Source organism: Dethiosulfovibrio peptidovorans DSM 11002 (assembly GCF_000172975.1).
GTDB classification, from domain to species: domain Bacteria; phylum Synergistota; class Synergistia; order Synergistales; family Dethiosulfovibrionaceae; genus Dethiosulfovibrio; species Dethiosulfovibrio peptidovorans.
The window spans coordinates 1,420,649-1,436,369 of record NZ_ABTR02000001.1 but is presented as its reverse complement, the minus strand read 5'-3'; the positions used below and the strand labels follow the sequence as shown (position 1 = coordinate 1,436,369).

The window sequence follows — 15,721 nt, the reverse complement described above, 5'->3', positions numbered from 1 at the left end:
CTGTAGAATCGAGAAAAAGGAGGTTTACCATGATAACCCGTTCCCTTATAGAGCTGATATTCTCAGCGGCCAGTATAGAGAGGTGGAACGACCATCCCAGGCCGGTTCAGTTTACCGAGATGGCTAAACAGGCCCATAAGTTCGTCATAGCCTACGTCATAGGCCGCTACGAAGAGGACAGAGGCGCGAAGGTCGACTGGAACGCGATCATAGAGGGAGGAGTGTTCGAATACCTTCACAGGGTCGTGGTCACAGACATAAAACCTCCGGTCTTCCATCGATTGATGGCAAACGAGCCCCAGAGAAAAGACCTCAATCGATGGGTCATGGACAGGCTTTATCCGCTTCTATCACCTCTTCCGGGCGGAGTCGCAGACAGATGTCGGACCTATTTCGACGAGGATGACCACAGAGTAGAGAAAAGATATCTCCAGGCCGCCCACTATCTGGCAACGAAATGGGAGTTCGAGTTCATATACGGCTGGAGCCGTCCCATATTTCACATCGAGAGGACCAAAGAAGAGATAGAAAGACAGGTAAAAGAACATATGGACATAGAGGGGGTCAGACAGCTTATAATGAGCGATAGCCTCCCGGAGAGCGACAGGGGGTTGGCCGGATTCATCTCCCTTGTCGGACAGTTGAGGTTCCAGAAAAGATGGGCTCAGACTCCCAGGATCCCTCAGACCTCGGTGTTAGGGCACCTTCTGTTCGTAGCCGTCCTGTCGTGGCTGGTCGTGCTGGAGACGGGGGGATGTTTCAGAAGAAGATACAACGCCTTCTACGGAGGGCTATTCCACGATCTTCCCGAGGTCCTGACCAGGGACATAATATCCCCGGTGAAGCGATCCGTGGAGGGGCTGGACCAGCTGATAAAGGAGCTTGAGATGGAGGCCATAGCCACCGACGTGCTCCCTCTACTTCCCGAATCGTGGCATCCCGAGATGCTGGCCTTCGTTAAGGACGAGTTCGAGAATCGAATATGGCCGAAAGGTCAGACGACCCCTACGATATTGGACCAAGACATAGGGGGGGATCAGGACAGAGACGAGCTGAATCCTATAGACGGCAGGATCATCGAATCCTGCGACAAACTGACGGCCTTCATAGAAGCGTCCGAATCCATAAGGCTAGGCATAAAATCCAATGAACTGTTCGAGGGCAAGAGAAGCATATATATGCGATACGCCCATAAATGCGTCAACGACTACCCGGTGGGGATACTGTTCGATTACTTCAGATAGAAAAAGAAGGTGCGACCGCAGATGACGGAAACGGAAAGACCGAGACAGGAAGAAGAAGAGAAAAAACCGCCCCTCCTGAAGAGATTCGGGAGAAACTTCGTCACAGGACTTCTGGTGTTTCTCCCTCTGGCGATACTTATATTCATAGTAAGGCTCCTGGTGCAGACCTTGACCGCCGTAGCCAAGATACTTTTCGGCTTCACCGAATCGGTGGAGATGACCATGATCATGTTCGTGTCCATAGTATTCGTGATAACCTACGCCGGGAGCAAGTTCGCCCGCAGAGAACGATGGACCCTGAACTCGCTGGAGAGGGCCATAGTAGCCATCCCTTTGGTCGGGTCCTGGTACGAGACCATAAAGGACTTGGTCGGGTCCTTCACCGGAACCGGGAAGACAGACGCGTACCTGGGGGTAGTGCAAATACCAATGGGGCCTGGACACCTTCTGGGATTCGTCACCAGAAGGGACGTGGAGCCGGACGGCAGAGTTATGCTCAGCATATTCATGCCCACGGCTCCCAACCCTACATCCGGGATAGTCATGTTCTTCTACGAGGACGACATAACCTACGTGAACATATCTCCGGAGCACGCCTTCAAGATCATCATCTCGCTTGGGCTTAAGCGCTAGGAGAAAAGCCCCGTGCTGAGGTACTTCTCCCCTCTGTCGGGCAAAACCGTCACCACCAAACCTTCGGGGCCGATCTCCCTGGCCTTCACCACAGCGGCGTGGAGATTTGCCCCGGAGGATATTCCGCAGAGGAGACCCCATCGAGAGACCAGCAGCCTGGCTCCATCCCTCGCCTCTTCGTCGTCTACTGCGACGATCTCATCAATCAAATCGACATCCAGGACCTTGGGAACGAAGCCGGCTCCGATGCCCTGAATATCGTGAGAACCGGAACGGCCACCGGACAGTACGGAGCTTCCCTTAGGCTCCACAGCGACCACCGAAACAGAACGACCTGCCCCTCTGAAGGCTTCGGCGATTCCGGTCAAGGTACCGCCGGTACCGACCCCCGCCACGAAGGCATCTATCCGCCTTCCCCAGAGATCACGGAGTATCTCCTGACCGGTGGTCACCCTATGGGCCCAGGGATTTCCGGGATTGGAAAACTGGTCCATCGTCAAGGCTCCTGGGATTTCCGCTACCAGCTCATCCGCCCTTCGGACGGCCCCTGACATTCCCTCTCCTGCGGGAGTAAGGACGACCTCGGCTCCGTAAGCCTTCAGCAAAGACCTCCGCTCGACCGACATAGACTCGGGCATGGTCAGCATTACCTTGAGCCCCAGACCTCGACCCAACATGGCCAGGGCTATTCCGGTATTGCCCGAGGTGGGCTCCACCACGACGGTCTCGTCACAAAGCTCCCCTCTTTCCTCCGCCCGACGGAGCATCCCCCAGGCGGCCCTGTCCTTTATGGACCCCCCTGCGCCGTTCCCCTCAATCTTCAGGGCTATCTCCGCACCGTCCTCGAAGGGACGCACCACGATCATAGGCGTCTTACCGATAACCCTCGCGTTCATCAATTCATCCACTCTGTAGCTCATCATGCGACCTCCTGCCCAGTAGATGACCCTAAAAGGAGCGCCATCTCCTCAATACGACGTTCCAACTCCTCTATTCTCCTGAGAAGAGGCCCTGAGCCGTCCCTCACCCTAGCCTGCTCCCCCGTCACGGTAGAGCCAGGAGCCACGTCCTCCAACACAACGCTTCCGGCCCCGACCTTGGCCCCTTTCCCTATGGTTATAGGTCCAAGAACCTGGGTTCCCGCACCTACGATCACGTTATCCTCCAGAGTAGGGTGACGTTTTCCGACCTCACCGCCCCTTCCTCCAAGGGTAACCCCGTGGAACAGGGACACGTTGTCGCCTATCTCTGCGGTCTCCCCTATGACCACTCCCATGCCATGATCTATGAAGAGACCTCTTCCTATCGTCGCGCCGGGATGGATCTCTATTCCGGTCAGCCAACGGCCAAGGTGGCTTATAAGCCTCGGCAAAACCGGAATTTTGCTGACGTGAAGGCCATGTGCCAGCCTGTAAAGCCAAAGAGCGTGGACTCCGGGATAGCACAGAACGAACTCCCCCTTTCCTCTCCATCCAGCTGGCAACGCCGGATCGTTTCTCCTGACCGCCTTCCAGTCCTCCGCTATAGCGTCTACGAACCCCATACCCTTGCCTATCATTCATCGAACCTCCTAAAAAAAACTCCGGCGGTCGAAGACGAAAAAAACGGAACCGCCTAGGGCGATCCCGTTTTAAGCCTGATAGATCAGGTGCATATTCGTCGAGAGATGACGTTCCGTCTCCGGACCGCAACGGGCCATATGCCCCGCAGTCCAAGACTGCGGTGGATTAGTCGAGCATCCACCGACAACAACAGCTAACGTCTATGAAACGAGTATACATCGTTCAATCTCTCCCTCTAAGTATGTTTCGTCGAAGAGTACCACAGTTCGATCGAAAAGGTCAAGGGTATTGTAGAATGTCCCTAACCCAAAGAACGACATCGGGAAGAGGAGAAGATCTCCTCGTACATTGCCCCATCCACGTTAAGGACCAAGCAGGCTGTCTGCCATAGGCTGAGATCCTTCCTCCAGTCGTAGAAGTTATTGATGCTCTGGGCAAAGGTATTCGGGGTCCAGGAGGAAACGTCGTAGCCAAGGGCCTCGAACAGTCCTAGCATGTACGCAGCCACGTTTATCCGCTGCTCGTCGGTGGTATCGTCATACCACTGGTTTTCCCCAGCCTCTATGAGCTCAGAAAAGCCCTCGCGATTTTCCTCCATAAAGGCGACGATTTCGTCCCTGTCCATAATCCCCCCCTTGGCGAACTCCGTCGAATCGGACTTGACCGAGGCCTGCCACCTTCCCACAAGCTCCTGGTCCTCTATCCTGAAAACCGTCAGAGAAGATGCCTGACCAGTCCATCTTCCCTCCAGAGAAGGCGCATCGATGTCGAGGACGAGTGAATCACCGGCAAGCTCGGCATGCTCGAAAAGTATCACCTCATAGCCAGGTCGGACCCTGATCGAGGCGATGGTATCGTTGGGGAGGTCAAATATCATCCTGGGATTTTCCACATCCTTGTCGATCTTCCACCAAAGGTCGTACTCCCCTGTCACGTAGATCTCCCAGGACGTACCCTGAAAATCTGCTTCGGTGTAGACTATGGCGATACAGTTATCTCTATTGGAGCAGAAACCAACCGATACGAGAAAAATAGTAGCCAAAGAGGCACAAATAAGCGATAAAGCGATATTTTTCTTGTTCGACATGATCATCTTCCTTAATTGGACGGGCTGTATTCTGACGTCATGGACACCATCACATAGGTGCGTTTCTTGCCCCACATGGCCTCTTTTATGGTGGCGTTAAAAGTACCGAAGATGTCCTCCGGGTCGTCAGCGTTGTATATTTCACCTCGTAATTCCCATATCCCTTTTTTAGGGCTTAAGGCCTCTTCGACCCTTGCGTACCAGGGAGCCTCACCATCGGCTCCGAAAAAGCTGAAATAGCCGCCCTTGAAAAAATAGGGGGGGTCGGACTGATCCACCGATCTGTCTGCCTTTATCTTTATTCCGAAGTACTTCTGAACCGACTCCTCGACGTAAGCCGCCTTGATCCGCAGTTCCCCCGTATCTCCAGGGTTGTCCTTATTCTGTCGAACACGGCTTTTGAAGTTGTTGATGTAATTGTGCTGGATCCCGAATCGAACCAGATCGGGGTAGCTATCGGGATGGGACATCTCCTCCACGTCAATCTCCATAAAGCCAAGCTCCGTGAAGTTGCTCAGGAACAAGCTCGTATCCTTGAGCTCCTTCTGGGTCGGAGCACCCAGTGCGGACCCGACGCAGATCAGGAGAGCCATACAGGTAGCCAAAAAAACATGCTTCATGTGAAATCTCATCATCATCGTCCTCTCTTATCCAGCTGCGGGGATCGGTATCGAAATTGTGGAATCCTCGATATTCTGTTCATCCTTCCAGTCGTTTGCTTCCTTAACCGAACGCTTCAGGACCTCTATTTCCTCCCCTTCAAAGTTGACCCCTACAAGCATGTAATCCTCCGTCTCGGTGGCATCCACGATACTAAAAAGCTCCTCCATAGCGGCATCGTACATCATCACCGAAAGCCAGCCCTCCTGTTGATCCATAGCATTTCCCCTGGCCCCCTTACCAGCTTCATCCATGGTGAAGACTAACCGATATGGATCAAGCCAGCAGGTCTCTCCGATAATCTGGAAGGACTTTTTTTTCTCGAAACCATCCATGGAGTAGAGGATAAGCTCCTGAGAAACACCGGTGCCGAAGCTGATGGTTATCATCTCGCCGTCTGGGCTGAGGGATACGTTACAGTATGCAGCCCCCTCAAAAGGCAGGAAGCCAAGGGGCTCCTCAAGCTCATTGAAAAAGTATATGCCGCTTTTGGATCCCTTCATTGCGTCGGAAAGCTCGGGATCCACAATTATCCAGGAATACATGCCGCTGTCGGTACTCCAGTATGCAGGCTGATCCTCCTCCAGTTTGATCTCTTTGCCATCGGCTTTGACCCTAAAGGCACAACCCTCTTTGAGAACGTAGCTTTCCTGTGCTGCCAGAGCTGGAAAGGCCAGCAGAACAAACATGATCGATGCCAATAAAAACACGCAAAGATATCTTCTATTTGCGTTCACGATTAAACCACCCCTATTCATCTTTCAGGACCAAGGGATATCGGCGTCTACATCTGTGAAACGTAACTTTTCCCTTACTCCGTTGCGAAGTAGGGTCAGATCTATTACCTTACCGTCGATCCTTATAGATTCGACAACCCCGGAGAGATCCTCCGAAATGGGCAGAAATCCCGAGTAGTCGCCGTCGTCGTCAAAAAAGCATATCCCAGTAGGCTCCTTATCCAGGGCGTTGGAAGGGGTTATAGCTATCCACGCCACAAACCTAGGAAATCCCCCCTCCACAAAATTAAGCCCTTCGGTTTTCACATAGGACGATCTAAAGACCCCCTTAACCCGATAAACCATATTACAATCTCTAATCTCGTAGAAAAAACCCGATTTCGGTATAGGTGGACTCAACCCATACAGGAAAAAAGCACCAAAAAAAAGGGCCACGGCAGCAATTTTCATGCTCTTTTTAATTTTCATCGCTTTAGAGATGGGCTCTAAGGCCTTAAAACTATCCTGCCAACAGCGGTGGCTCCTCCATCGGTAAAATCGATATCAAACCAGCGAAAGTTGACCTTCTGCCCTCCGGGTATGGCTTGGTCTGGAGTCTCGGTCTTGAAAGCTTTCTTGGGGTGTATCCATCCAGATCCATATAGCTCACTAGAGTCACCATTCCAAACAAGCCCCTTGCCCTTAGCGTAAAAGCCCATGTAACCAACCTGGACAGCCGCACCATCTATGCCACTCCAGACGATAGTTCTTGATTTTCCTGGCTCCACTCCGTACCACCCCTTGGTGCCCCCTCTACTCTCAGAGCCATCTGTCCACCACTGCAGGGCAACCGAGACCTTAACAGAGGTTTTGTTGACCAAGGTGATCTTGGCGGCAGACGCCTCATGAGCAAAACAGAGAAAGACTATTAACGCGACAAGGCAAAGGCTTCCTCTTTTAATAATTTTATTAATTCCAAGCACTTTATAGAGCCTCCTTTTTCTCCACGAAAACGACGTCCATAAGCTCTCGGGCCATCAGACGCACTCGGCCGTCTCCCCACAATACGATATCGCCATCGGTGGAGACCGATCGGAATAACTTCAGATCCCTTAGGTCACCAAATCTTGCGGTATCAAGTTTATGGGAAAGATCGACAACCATCACGCTCCCCGTCTCCATCTCCACGAACAGACGCCAGTCGTTGAGAGCAGTCACCGACTTGATAAATCCCACTTTCAATGCCTCCTCCTCTTTTTTAAGTCAGTAAACCCTTTGCCCCAAGGAGACGCCATCTCCAAAATCGATCCTGAAGACACCGTCGTCTCCTCCCTTGTTTAAGTATAGTCCTGAGAGATCGTCAGCTACCTCGAAACAAGCTATCTCCCCGCTATCCAGCTCGAAGAGCCATGCGGAGACCGGCTTATCGTCCGTTATGGCCCGACCGTGAAACTCGCCGTCGCCCGATAAGGGAGATCCCAAAAGTCCTCTTGCAACCTCGGAAATCTTGTCGATCGTCTCCCTGTCAAAAAACGGCTCACCCTCCAGAAAGCGGTCCATCTGCCCCTCGGTAAGGGAGATCTCGGAGCTGACCTCCATAGCCCCCTCCTCGTCTCGAACTTCCTCGGTGATGACAAACAGGCCACGATTCTCGTCGTAAATCTGGGTCTTTCTCCAGGTCAAGGTTAGTCGTCCATCTATCCATCGATACTCGGTCTCTTGATTATCGGTGACGCTTCCATGGGAAAAGCCTATTATCCTTCTTGCCTCCGAGTCGAACCTGGGACCTATGATCTCTTCCAAACTCTCGTCCCTTTCCAGTTTTACGGTCTCGGGATTCCACAGATAGAACGAGCAATACGGGTTGGGAACGTACAGGGTCTCGGTTATCATAAGATCGTTGAAACCATCGAAGTTCGCATCGACCGAGGAGACACATAAAGATGGATCGTTCTTCACCTCCTCCTCGTATATCTCGCACTGGATCTCGCTGATCACCTCGTCCTTGCTCCTGACGTAGAAGGTCTCGCCGTCGAAAGTAACCGAGAGGGTAGGACCATCATCGCTTACCTTGAAAGTGAAGGCCGGCTCGGCCCCTGACGCCCCAGCTCCCATCATTACGACGAAGGCCAGACCGGCCAGGACCTTCCTCAGGTATCTTTTCATCTTTAGACAAACTCCTCTCCGCAGCCACTTACGTCCCAATAAAAAAGGACATCCCTTATCCTGATATCAGGATAAGGGATGTCCTCGGTTTTCGGTACACCCTTTTCGGGTAGTCTTTGCGGTTTTAGCGGAGCGATAAGATCTTCTTTACATCCCTACGAGAGCTTATGCCAAGTTTTTGAAAGATAGATTTAAGATAAAATTTTACCGTATTCTCGGAGAGGAAAAGTCTCTTCGCTATCTCACGGTTGCTCAACCCCTCGCTCACCAGAAGGGCTACGTCGTTTTCCCTGAAGGTCAGTCCCTCCACGGCTTCTCTGCCGGAGAGGCTTTGTAGAACCCTTTCCTTGCCCAGGGAATAGCGTTTTACGAAGGAGGAGAACCTATTCCTTTCGGAGCTCCAGCGCTCCTCCATTACCACATCGAGAGAGCTCCCTAGGACATCGGCGTTTTCGGCAAAGGGCAGTATAAGTCCGTCCGGCATGGCCATGTCAAGGGCTCTGCCGAGGGCCTCGGCTCCGTCGGATTCCCTGCCAAGACGGGAGTAGGCCACGGAAAGATAGATCCCCATATAGATCTCCACAAGTAGGTTTCGATACCTTCGCGCCGGAAACAGCAGCTCCTCGGACCTTAAAACGAGATCTCTCTCCCCACCGGTCAAAAGAGCTAGACGGCCGTAAACCATGCAGGAGAAAGGGACCGCGGGAGAAGCCCCCGTTAGGAACCCCTCGGAGCACACCCTGGAGGGCATTCCCTCTGTATCACCTAAGAGACAGGATACAAAGCCCGTCGCCACATCGGTTATGCGGTTGGACAGGGCGTAGGAAGACATACGGGCACATCGGTCCCTCATTGCACGACCCTCTGTGAAGACCGGTCCGTCTCCCCTCAGTAGGGCCATCCTCTGCAACAAAAAGGCCGCACAGAGGTAGAGGCTATCCTGGTTCAATCGTTTGGTGATCTCCAGCGCCCGAAGGACCAATGGCTCCGCCTCGTCATCCCGGCCTTTATGAAGCAGGGCCTCCGCCCTGAATATCAACTCCGCCCCACTGCCGTTTCCGGAAGTCAGGGAATTATACAGAGGGAGCCACCGATCCATGTCGGACAATTCCCTGTCCAATTCGCCAGCCCCGCTGTGGAACATGCCCAGGACCGACGGCCACCCGAAGGTCCAAGGGGTGTCGGGCTTGAAGAGCCTACTGTTGGGACCTAGAAGCTCGTAGGCACGGCTATGGTCCTTCCCCATTGCCTCTATATCGTTGTAGAAACCGAACGACCTCGCAAGGTAAAGCTCGCCCCTCAGGGACCTACGGCTTTCCTCGTCTATATCGTAGCCATCCAGGACAGCCTCCATCTCTCGACAGAGACCGACATAGAGCTCTACGTCCCCCAGGTTAAAGGCCTCAAAGGCCATGGATATAAAATTAAACGCGTAGTCGCATCGCATCTCGACGGTGGAGTTATTTACCGTATCCCGAAGAAATTTCAACATATATTCCCGCCCTGCGTCCAAGGTGGCCCTGGTCATGTCGTAGCAATGAAGATCCAACGAAAAAATCCCTCGATAATCACATATGCGATAGAGAAAAAACAACGCCTGGGTCTTGTCTCCCTGAGATGCACACCATTCCCCGGCGGCGGCCAGGATCCCTCTTTGAAAGGCTTCTGGTTCATCTCGGATGGCGGAACGAACAAAATCCAGGAGTATGGCATGTAGAAAATACCGACGACTTTCGATATCGTAGCGGACGAAGAGCCACCCTCCCAATCTCTCGACTAAAACATCAGGAACCCGATCAAGACCGAGAAGGAATGAGAGCTGTGGGACGGTAAAGCTGTCGAAAGGAGACAAACGGAACAGGACCTGACGATCCTCTAGAGAAAGTCCTTTCCAAAGCAACTCGTTTACAAGCTCGTGAATACTTGATCTGCCCTCAAGAGACCCGGTTCGGGCATAGCCCACCAGCTGGAGATACAGTGCGGCGATCCATCCCTCCGAATAAAGGTAAAGACGACGTCTCTGATCCAAGTCCAAGTCCACCCCAGCCAGACAGTAGTAGTCTCCGATCTCTTCCTCCGTGAGACACAGATCCTCGTTCTCAACCCTAAGAACGTTGGCATTGCCCAAAATCGCAAGCCCCCTGGAGGAGAGCTGCTGGGTGATGATAACCACCCTAAGACCATATCCACCATGATCGACTAGAGCCCTCCATACCGACAGAGGAAGGTTTTTGTGGACAAACTGAAAATTATCACATATAAGGTAAGTTTCATCGTCACATACCAGATCGACGAGAGCCTGGGCGACCTCTCCCTGATTGTCCTCCACTGGAAAACCAAGGTGCAAAAGTCTGGATCCTACGTAGGGGTCTATCTCCCCCAGGACATGGCAAAACCTGGTCCATCCCGACGTGCCAGGCTCCTCACTGGCTACGAACCAACGAATCGAAGGGGGATTCATATTCGGACAATTGAAAAAATCTCGTATGGCCGTGGTCTTGCCTGCACCGGAGGGAGCCTCTATAAACGTCGTTCTAAAGTCACGGATCTTCCTCAGCTTGTCCTTTAACCTGTTGGAATAATAGTGGACCTGAGGTCGGTAATTCTCCTGGACGTTTTTCACAATACAGCCCCTCCCTGAAATGGAAGTCGGGTAATAATCTATATTAGACCTTACAGTGAACCGCACGCTGTAAGCGTAACATCATCTGCGTAACAGTACAAACTAGATGACTACAGCCGACTCCCAAACAGCTTGGATAAGCAGAAAAAACAAAAACGGCATAGACAAAAAGTGCTCAAAAACATACCTCCCAGAAATAGCACGGCCCCCGCTCCTTAAAAGCGAGGGCCGTGGGAGGTCTAGTGGAACTTGTTGTTGTTATACTTGGTTATGAGGTTCCAGTTAAGTCCCCACCAGGCTCTCTCCACCTGGTCCATACACTCCAAGGTGAAATCGGTGAGGTATTTTCTGGCCTTCTCTGGGCTCTCTTTGTAAAGATTGGCGGCCTTGGCGTCCACCTCGGCTATGCGGTCGAAGAACCCTTTCTCCATGGGATCCCTAACAGCTCTGAGATCGGCCATGGCGTCACCGTAACGGTGGTTAACCAGCTCGTCGGAGAGGATGAATCCCCACTGAGCCGACTCGAGGCTGAACTGTTCGCGATCGAAGGTTCTCCAGCTCTCCTTTGTGTCGGTCACGCCGTTGTATATGGGCACGTAGCAACTGGTATGAGGGTTATCGTAGCCGAACCAGAGAATGGTCCTCATGACATCCGGAACGTCACTCCTGGCCTGGGAGACGAAGCTGTAGGCACAGTCCCATTTGGACACGGGGCGGTTGTAATCGATTCCAAGAAGGCGACGAACGTCCCTGTTGGGGAACGGGGTGGCCAGAGGGCTCTTGACGCACTTCTCTCCATCCCTGACGTACCAGGCCCCGTCCTCGTACATATCGAAGGGGGTTCCGGTCATGTGGCTTCTGAGCATCCCCATCACGTCAGCTACGGATATCTTCTTCTCCGGCTTGATGGCGAAGGGATAGGACATGGTCTCTGCATTGGGATCCCACTCCTGAGAGGGAGCGAGAATCTTGTGGATCGTGTGAAGCCTGTTGCGCACCCACATGGACGAAAGGGCCCAGTCGTCGTTTCCGGTTAGGGGAGAATAGGCCCTCTGCCATATGAAGGGCTCGTCCCCTTCGGGGTCGTACCATCCCATCTCTATGGCGAACTGCCTGTACCCCTCGGCGACCATGAAATTATCCTTGTCGTTTGGATCGATCTCCTGAATACGGCTCATGTTCGGCACCACGACGACCATATCGTCCGGAACCCTCTGGGCAACCCATATGGCCCCGGGCTTGCCGCTTTCGGGAGTCCACATCATGCCGGTGCTGCGAAGCTCGAATATCCAGGCCTCCTGGGAGTCCGTCACGGTCAGACACTCCCCCTCGCTGCCGCAGGAGGGCAGGAAACCGTACTTCTCGGCCAGGTCTCCCATAACCTTTATGGCCTCCCTGGCCGTCTTGCCCCTCTGAAGGCCGAAGACCTCCAGCTGCTCCACAGTCATGATAGCCCTGGCGTCGGGGCGGAAGGTCTTGAGCTCTTCCTTCTGACCGATGGTGGTCTCTCCTATGGCCACTCCGTGCTCGTTCATGAAGGGATATCCCACGTGGAAGTAGGAGTAGGTCTTCTCCACCTGGGGAATCTCGCCTATCTTGACCGCCGGGCCGTATTCCTCGTTGGTTATGTTCCAGAACACCGGAGCGGTCTCGCCCTTATCGTGGGTCCTTCCGGGTATAACCCTGACCCTGGCGTCGTAGAAGGCACCGTCGGCGGTATGGGACGTTATCACCGATCCGTCCACAGTGGCATTCTTACCAGCCACGATGTCGGTACAACCGAGGGATGGACCGACCATAAATACTGAAATAGCCAGAGCGCCTATGAAGCGTATTGCGGATTTTCTCACAGGAATCTCTCCTTTCGTTCCAAGCAACTCCTATCGTCGAAACCACGCCAACCCCGTAAAGACACCTCCATAGTTTTTAATCTACCTATTTCGGCCTTAGGAATCAACTTTATGTTCTATTCTTTTTCTTTTTGTTCGTTTTTTTACACTATCCTCTCGATATGGCGGCATAGGAAGGTTTTGTGTGCTATCATCTCTTTCTATATTCGAGTTTAAGGAGGCAACTATATGTGGTTGCGACAGATAGTCGAACATATACCGCTCTTCGGATCGATAGCCAACGCCATCGCTATCGTCATAGGAACGTTGTTCGGCCTGACTTTCAGATCCAACCTGCCGTCCTCGGTCACCACGGCGGCCTTTCACTCTATCGGCCTCGTGACCCTGTGGCTCGGGGTGTCCATGACTGGATCCACCGAGAACGTTCTGGTGCTGGTGTTCAGCGTCGTTGTAGGCACAATAGCTGGGGAATTTCTCGACCTGGACGGAAGGCTGCGAAGAGGGGCCGAGTCCCTACAGAAAAGGATAGGGGCGTCGGGAAACGCAACGGAGGGATTCATGACCGCCTCGTTGGTGTTCTGCATGGGATCCATGGCGATACTGGGAGCCATAGAGGAAGGGATCGGGGAATGGCCCCGACTGCTGCTCACGAAATCGCTGATGGACGGCATAGGGTCGGTGGCCTTCGCCGTATCGCTGGGAGTCGGAGTAGGCCTGTCTGCCCTTTCGGTATTACTGTATCAGGGGTCCATAACCCTTGCGGCCAGCGCCCTTCAACCCTACATGACCCAGACCATGATAGACGAGATCTCGGCGGTCGGAGGGATAATGCTCATCGGCTTATCCTTGGGGATACTGGAGATAAAGAGGATAAAGGTGATGAACATGCTGCCGGCACTCCTCGTGGCGGCAATTATATCGGCTTTCATCTAGCCATACGGGAAAGAGCAGGAGACTCCCCTCCTCTTTCCCGTTTTCTATTTTTATTAGATATGTTTCCAGTGCTTGAATCCCTCTCCGACCACCTCTGCTACGTCGGACAAAACGATGAAGGCCCTGGGATCTACCGACACGACGAAACGCTTTAGCTCCATGGCCTGTCTCCTGTTGACGACCACGATAAACATCATCCTCTCGTCGCCGGTATAGGCCCCCTCGGCTTTGACCACAGTAGCGCTCTTGCCAAGGACTTCGAGGATAAAACGCCGAACCTCGTCGTCTCTGGACGTTATTACAGTGATCTGCTTTCGTCTGTCGAATGACTTGAGAACGCTGTCTATGACCAGGCTCTCCACGTACAGGGCAACGCCCCCGAGCAACAATTTCTCCAGATCTACGACGAACCATGATCCGAGAAGTATGGCTATATTTATGTAAAAAGAGTACATACCGACGTCGACTCCCCACCTCTTCCTGGCGGCCATCACTATGACGTCGGTCCCCCCAGTGGAGGCCCCCACACGAAACACCAATCCTATACCCAGGCCACCGAAGACACCGGCCAGGATAGCTGCCAGAAACTCGTCCTGTAGCATCGGATAGGAAAACAGCTCAAAAAACGCCACCGCACCTGACGTTAGCATAGAGACGTAAAGAGTCCAGAGAACGAACCGAGGAGACAGGACCTTCCATCCCCAGCCGAGCAGGAAAACGTTTCCGAAAGCTATGGCCCAGGCCGGAGAGATATCCCAGACATATTTTGTCAAAATAGCGATGCCGGCCAGACCGGCACCGGCAAAACGATAGGGAATCGTAAGAGCCACTATGGCAAAGCTCATCAGGACAGTCCCTACGGTAGCTAGCCAAAAGGTGTTCCACTCCCTGCGGACCAATTCCGCAAAACGCCCTACAAGGCGATTAGGCGACATAAACTCCATTTCAAACCTCCCACTAAAAATTCCGAGAAATAAAGAAAGCTCTCTAAACACCATGATAGGTATTTTTACCTATCTAAATCGACGAGGATACCTTATAATAAGCGTAGGATATTCCACCGAAAGGAGGCGGAGCGGATGAACACGAGAAAGATAATAACCCTGGTGACCGTCTTTCTTATCATCGGGGGAACGTTATACTTCAAGGGACTGAAAGGCACGGAGACACCTGCCGTGGCGGAGGACAAGGCATCGGAGAATTATCCTATCCTCCTCGACCTCAGCGCGCCGGGCTGACCTGCCTGCGTCGAGATGGCGCGAATCCTGGAAGGGTTCGAGGAAAGGTACGGCGGCATAACGGTCAGGAAGATAAACCTCATGGAGAACATGGACTACGCGAAAAAATACGGAGTAAGGGTGGTCCCCACCTTGATATTCCTGTCCCCCGAGGAAGAATTACTCTTAAAGCACGAGGGCATAATGAACTCCGAACAGCTCAAGGACAGCTGGAAAGAGCTCGGATACGAGCTGGAGGACCTGAAATGACCGGGAGATTCCGCCTTGGGTAACCTGCTTGCCGCGGTTCAGGCCGCCCTGTCAGGCACAGGATCGGCGGCTCTGGTGGCGGCCTTCGCATGGGGCATATTCAGCGTCCTTCTGAGCCCTTGCAGCTTGGTGAGCATACCACTTGTAGTCGGTTATATCCAGGGGCAGGAGGAAAAGGGGACAAAGAACGCTCTTATGGTATCGGGGGCCTTCTCCCTGGGGATACTGGTCAACATAGCTCTTGTCGGTATGGTTATAGCCTCAGCAGGAGCTCTAATGCAGGGACTCAGCTCCGCCATGAACTACATCGTATCGGCGGTTCTCTTCGTCTTCGGCCTTCATCTTCTGGACGTGATAACGATCCCATGGTTCGTTTCGGGAAACATAAAGGCCGGGAACAAAAAGGGTCTGCTGGGAGCCCTGGCTCTTGGAACGGTATCCGGCATGGCACTGGGCCCCTGCACCTTCGCCTACATGGCCCCTATGCTGGTCATAGCCATGAAGGCATCGACTGACAGCCTCGCCAGGGGGGCGTCGATCGTGACCCTCTACGGCCTGGGCTACGCCTTGGTCATTCTCCTGGCCGGAACCTTCGCGAACGGTCTGGATCGATACATGAACTGGACCGACAACAGCAAAGGGCCTTTCGTGATCTCCCAGATATGCGGATGGCTGGTGGTGGCAGCGGGAGCTTACTTCCTCTACGTTGCCTAGGCAAGGATAGAGAGGGAGCGCACCTTTCAGGTACGTTCCCTCTCTT

At 53.1% G+C, this 15,721-nt stretch carries 17 protein-coding genes and 1 pseudogene; 6 read left to right on the top strand and 12 right to left on the bottom strand.

Annotated features, from left to right (window positions below):
• Positions 1–29: 29 nt before the first annotated feature.
• Positions 30–1,244, top strand: a complete 1,215-nt coding sequence (locus tag DPEP_RS06845) for an HD domain-containing protein (protein WP_005660763.1) — start codon at positions 30–32, stop codon at positions 1,242–1,244.
• A 21-nt stretch (positions 1,245–1,265) separates the two neighbouring features.
• Positions 1,266–1,877, top strand: a complete 612-nt coding sequence (locus DPEP_RS06840; RefSeq protein WP_005660761.1) for a DUF502 domain-containing protein — start codon at positions 1,266–1,268, stop codon at positions 1,875–1,877.
• On the opposite strand, the gene cysK is transcribed toward DPEP_RS06840, so the two are convergent.
• The 11 genes from cysK to DPEP_RS06785 all read right to left on the bottom strand — a co-directional run bounded on the left by cysK (position 1,874) and on the right by DPEP_RS06785 (position 12,541).
• Positions 1,874–2,797 (bottom strand): cysteine synthase A, encoded by a 924-nt coding sequence (gene cysK, locus DPEP_RS06835; RefSeq protein ID WP_005660759.1) that lies wholly within the window; start codon positions 2,795–2,797, stop codon positions 1,874–1,876. The genes DPEP_RS06840 and cysK overlap by 4 nt on opposite strands.
• Positions 2,797–3,435 carry a serine O-acetyltransferase gene (cysE, locus tag DPEP_RS06830; protein WP_005660757.1) on the bottom strand — a complete coding sequence of 213 codons (639 nt, stop codon included), beginning with the start codon at positions 3,433–3,435 and terminating at the stop codon, positions 2,797–2,799. Before cysE ends, cysK begins: the two co-directional genes overlap by 1 nt.
• A gap of 305 nt (positions 3,436–3,740) precedes the next feature.
• The gene (locus tag DPEP_RS06825; RefSeq protein ID WP_198003054.1) at positions 3,741–4,481 is read right to left on the bottom strand and encodes a hypothetical protein; all 741 of its coding nucleotides are present in this window, start codon (positions 4,479–4,481) and stop codon (positions 3,741–3,743) included.
• Between the two features lie 56 nt (positions 4,482–4,537).
• The gene (locus DPEP_RS06820) at positions 4,538–5,146 is read right to left on the bottom strand and encodes a hypothetical protein (protein ID WP_198003053.1); all 609 of its coding nucleotides are present in this window, start codon (positions 5,144–5,146) and stop codon (positions 4,538–4,540) included.
• A gap of 27 nt (positions 5,147–5,173) precedes the next feature.
• The gene (locus tag DPEP_RS06815; RefSeq protein ID WP_005660753.1) at positions 5,174–5,923 is read right to left on the bottom strand and encodes a hypothetical protein; all 750 of its coding nucleotides are present in this window, start codon (positions 5,921–5,923) and stop codon (positions 5,174–5,176) included.
• A gap of 24 nt (positions 5,924–5,947) precedes the next feature.
• The gene (locus DPEP_RS06810; RefSeq protein ID WP_156775090.1) at positions 5,948–6,181 is read right to left on the bottom strand and encodes a hypothetical protein; all 234 of its coding nucleotides are present in this window, start codon (positions 6,179–6,181) and stop codon (positions 5,948–5,950) included.
• Between the two features lie 227 nt (positions 6,182–6,408).
• Positions 6,409–6,885: a DUF1036 domain-containing protein gene (locus DPEP_RS06805; protein ID WP_005660750.1), complete on the bottom strand. Its 477-nt coding sequence runs from the start codon at positions 6,883–6,885 to the stop codon at positions 6,409–6,411.
• Position 6,886: 1 nt separating this feature from the next.
• Positions 6,887–7,138 carry a DUF2442 domain-containing protein gene (locus tag DPEP_RS06800; protein WP_156775089.1) on the bottom strand — a complete coding sequence of 84 codons (252 nt, stop codon included), beginning with the start codon at positions 7,136–7,138 and terminating at the stop codon, positions 6,887–6,889.
• Positions 7,139–7,165: 27 nt separating this feature from the next.
• Positions 7,166–8,068, bottom strand: coding sequence for an XAC2610-related protein (locus DPEP_RS06795; RefSeq protein WP_005660748.1), 903 nt, complete (start codon positions 8,066–8,068; stop codon positions 7,166–7,168).
• A 124-nt stretch (positions 8,069–8,192) separates the two neighbouring features.
• Positions 8,193–10,691, bottom strand: coding sequence for a LuxR C-terminal-related transcriptional regulator (locus tag DPEP_RS06790; protein ID WP_005660747.1), 2,499 nt, complete (start codon positions 10,689–10,691; stop codon positions 8,193–8,195).
• Positions 10,692–10,930: 239 nt separating this feature from the next.
• Entirely contained in the window at positions 10,931–12,541 is a 1,611-nt protein-coding gene (locus tag DPEP_RS06785; RefSeq protein ID WP_005660746.1) for a dipeptidase, read from the bottom strand.
• Positions 12,542–12,769: 228 nt separating this feature from the next.
• Between DPEP_RS06785 and DPEP_RS06780 the strand changes: the two genes are divergently transcribed.
• A complete protein-coding gene (locus DPEP_RS06780; RefSeq protein ID WP_005660745.1) occupies positions 12,770–13,474 on the top strand; it encodes a DUF554 domain-containing protein in 705 nt (234 codons plus the stop codon).
• A gap of 53 nt (positions 13,475–13,527) precedes the next feature.
• On the opposite strand, the gene DPEP_RS06775 is transcribed toward DPEP_RS06780, so the two are convergent.
• On the bottom strand, positions 13,528–14,418 hold the full coding sequence (locus DPEP_RS06775; RefSeq protein ID WP_005660744.1) for a YitT family protein: 891 nt from the start codon (positions 14,416–14,418) through the stop codon (positions 13,528–13,530).
• A gap of 135 nt (positions 14,419–14,553) precedes the next feature.
• Between DPEP_RS06775 and DPEP_RS13275 the strand changes: the two genes are divergently transcribed.
• The 3 genes and pseudogenes from DPEP_RS13275 (at position 14,554) to DPEP_RS06765 (ending at position 15,675) form a co-directional block, all read left to right on the top strand.
• Entirely contained in the window at positions 14,554–14,712 is a 159-nt protein-coding gene (locus tag DPEP_RS13275; RefSeq protein WP_005660743.1) for a hypothetical protein, read from the top strand.
• Between the two features lie 12 nt (positions 14,713–14,724).
• A pseudogene (locus tag DPEP_RS13075) lies at positions 14,725–14,961 on the top strand (thioredoxin family protein); the annotation flags it as partial.
• Between the two features lie 15 nt (positions 14,962–14,976).
• Positions 14,977–15,675 (top strand): cytochrome c biogenesis CcdA family protein, encoded by a 699-nt coding sequence (locus tag DPEP_RS06765; RefSeq protein WP_005660739.1) that lies wholly within the window; start codon positions 14,977–14,979, stop codon positions 15,673–15,675.
• Positions 15,676–15,721: the final 46 nt, after the last annotated feature.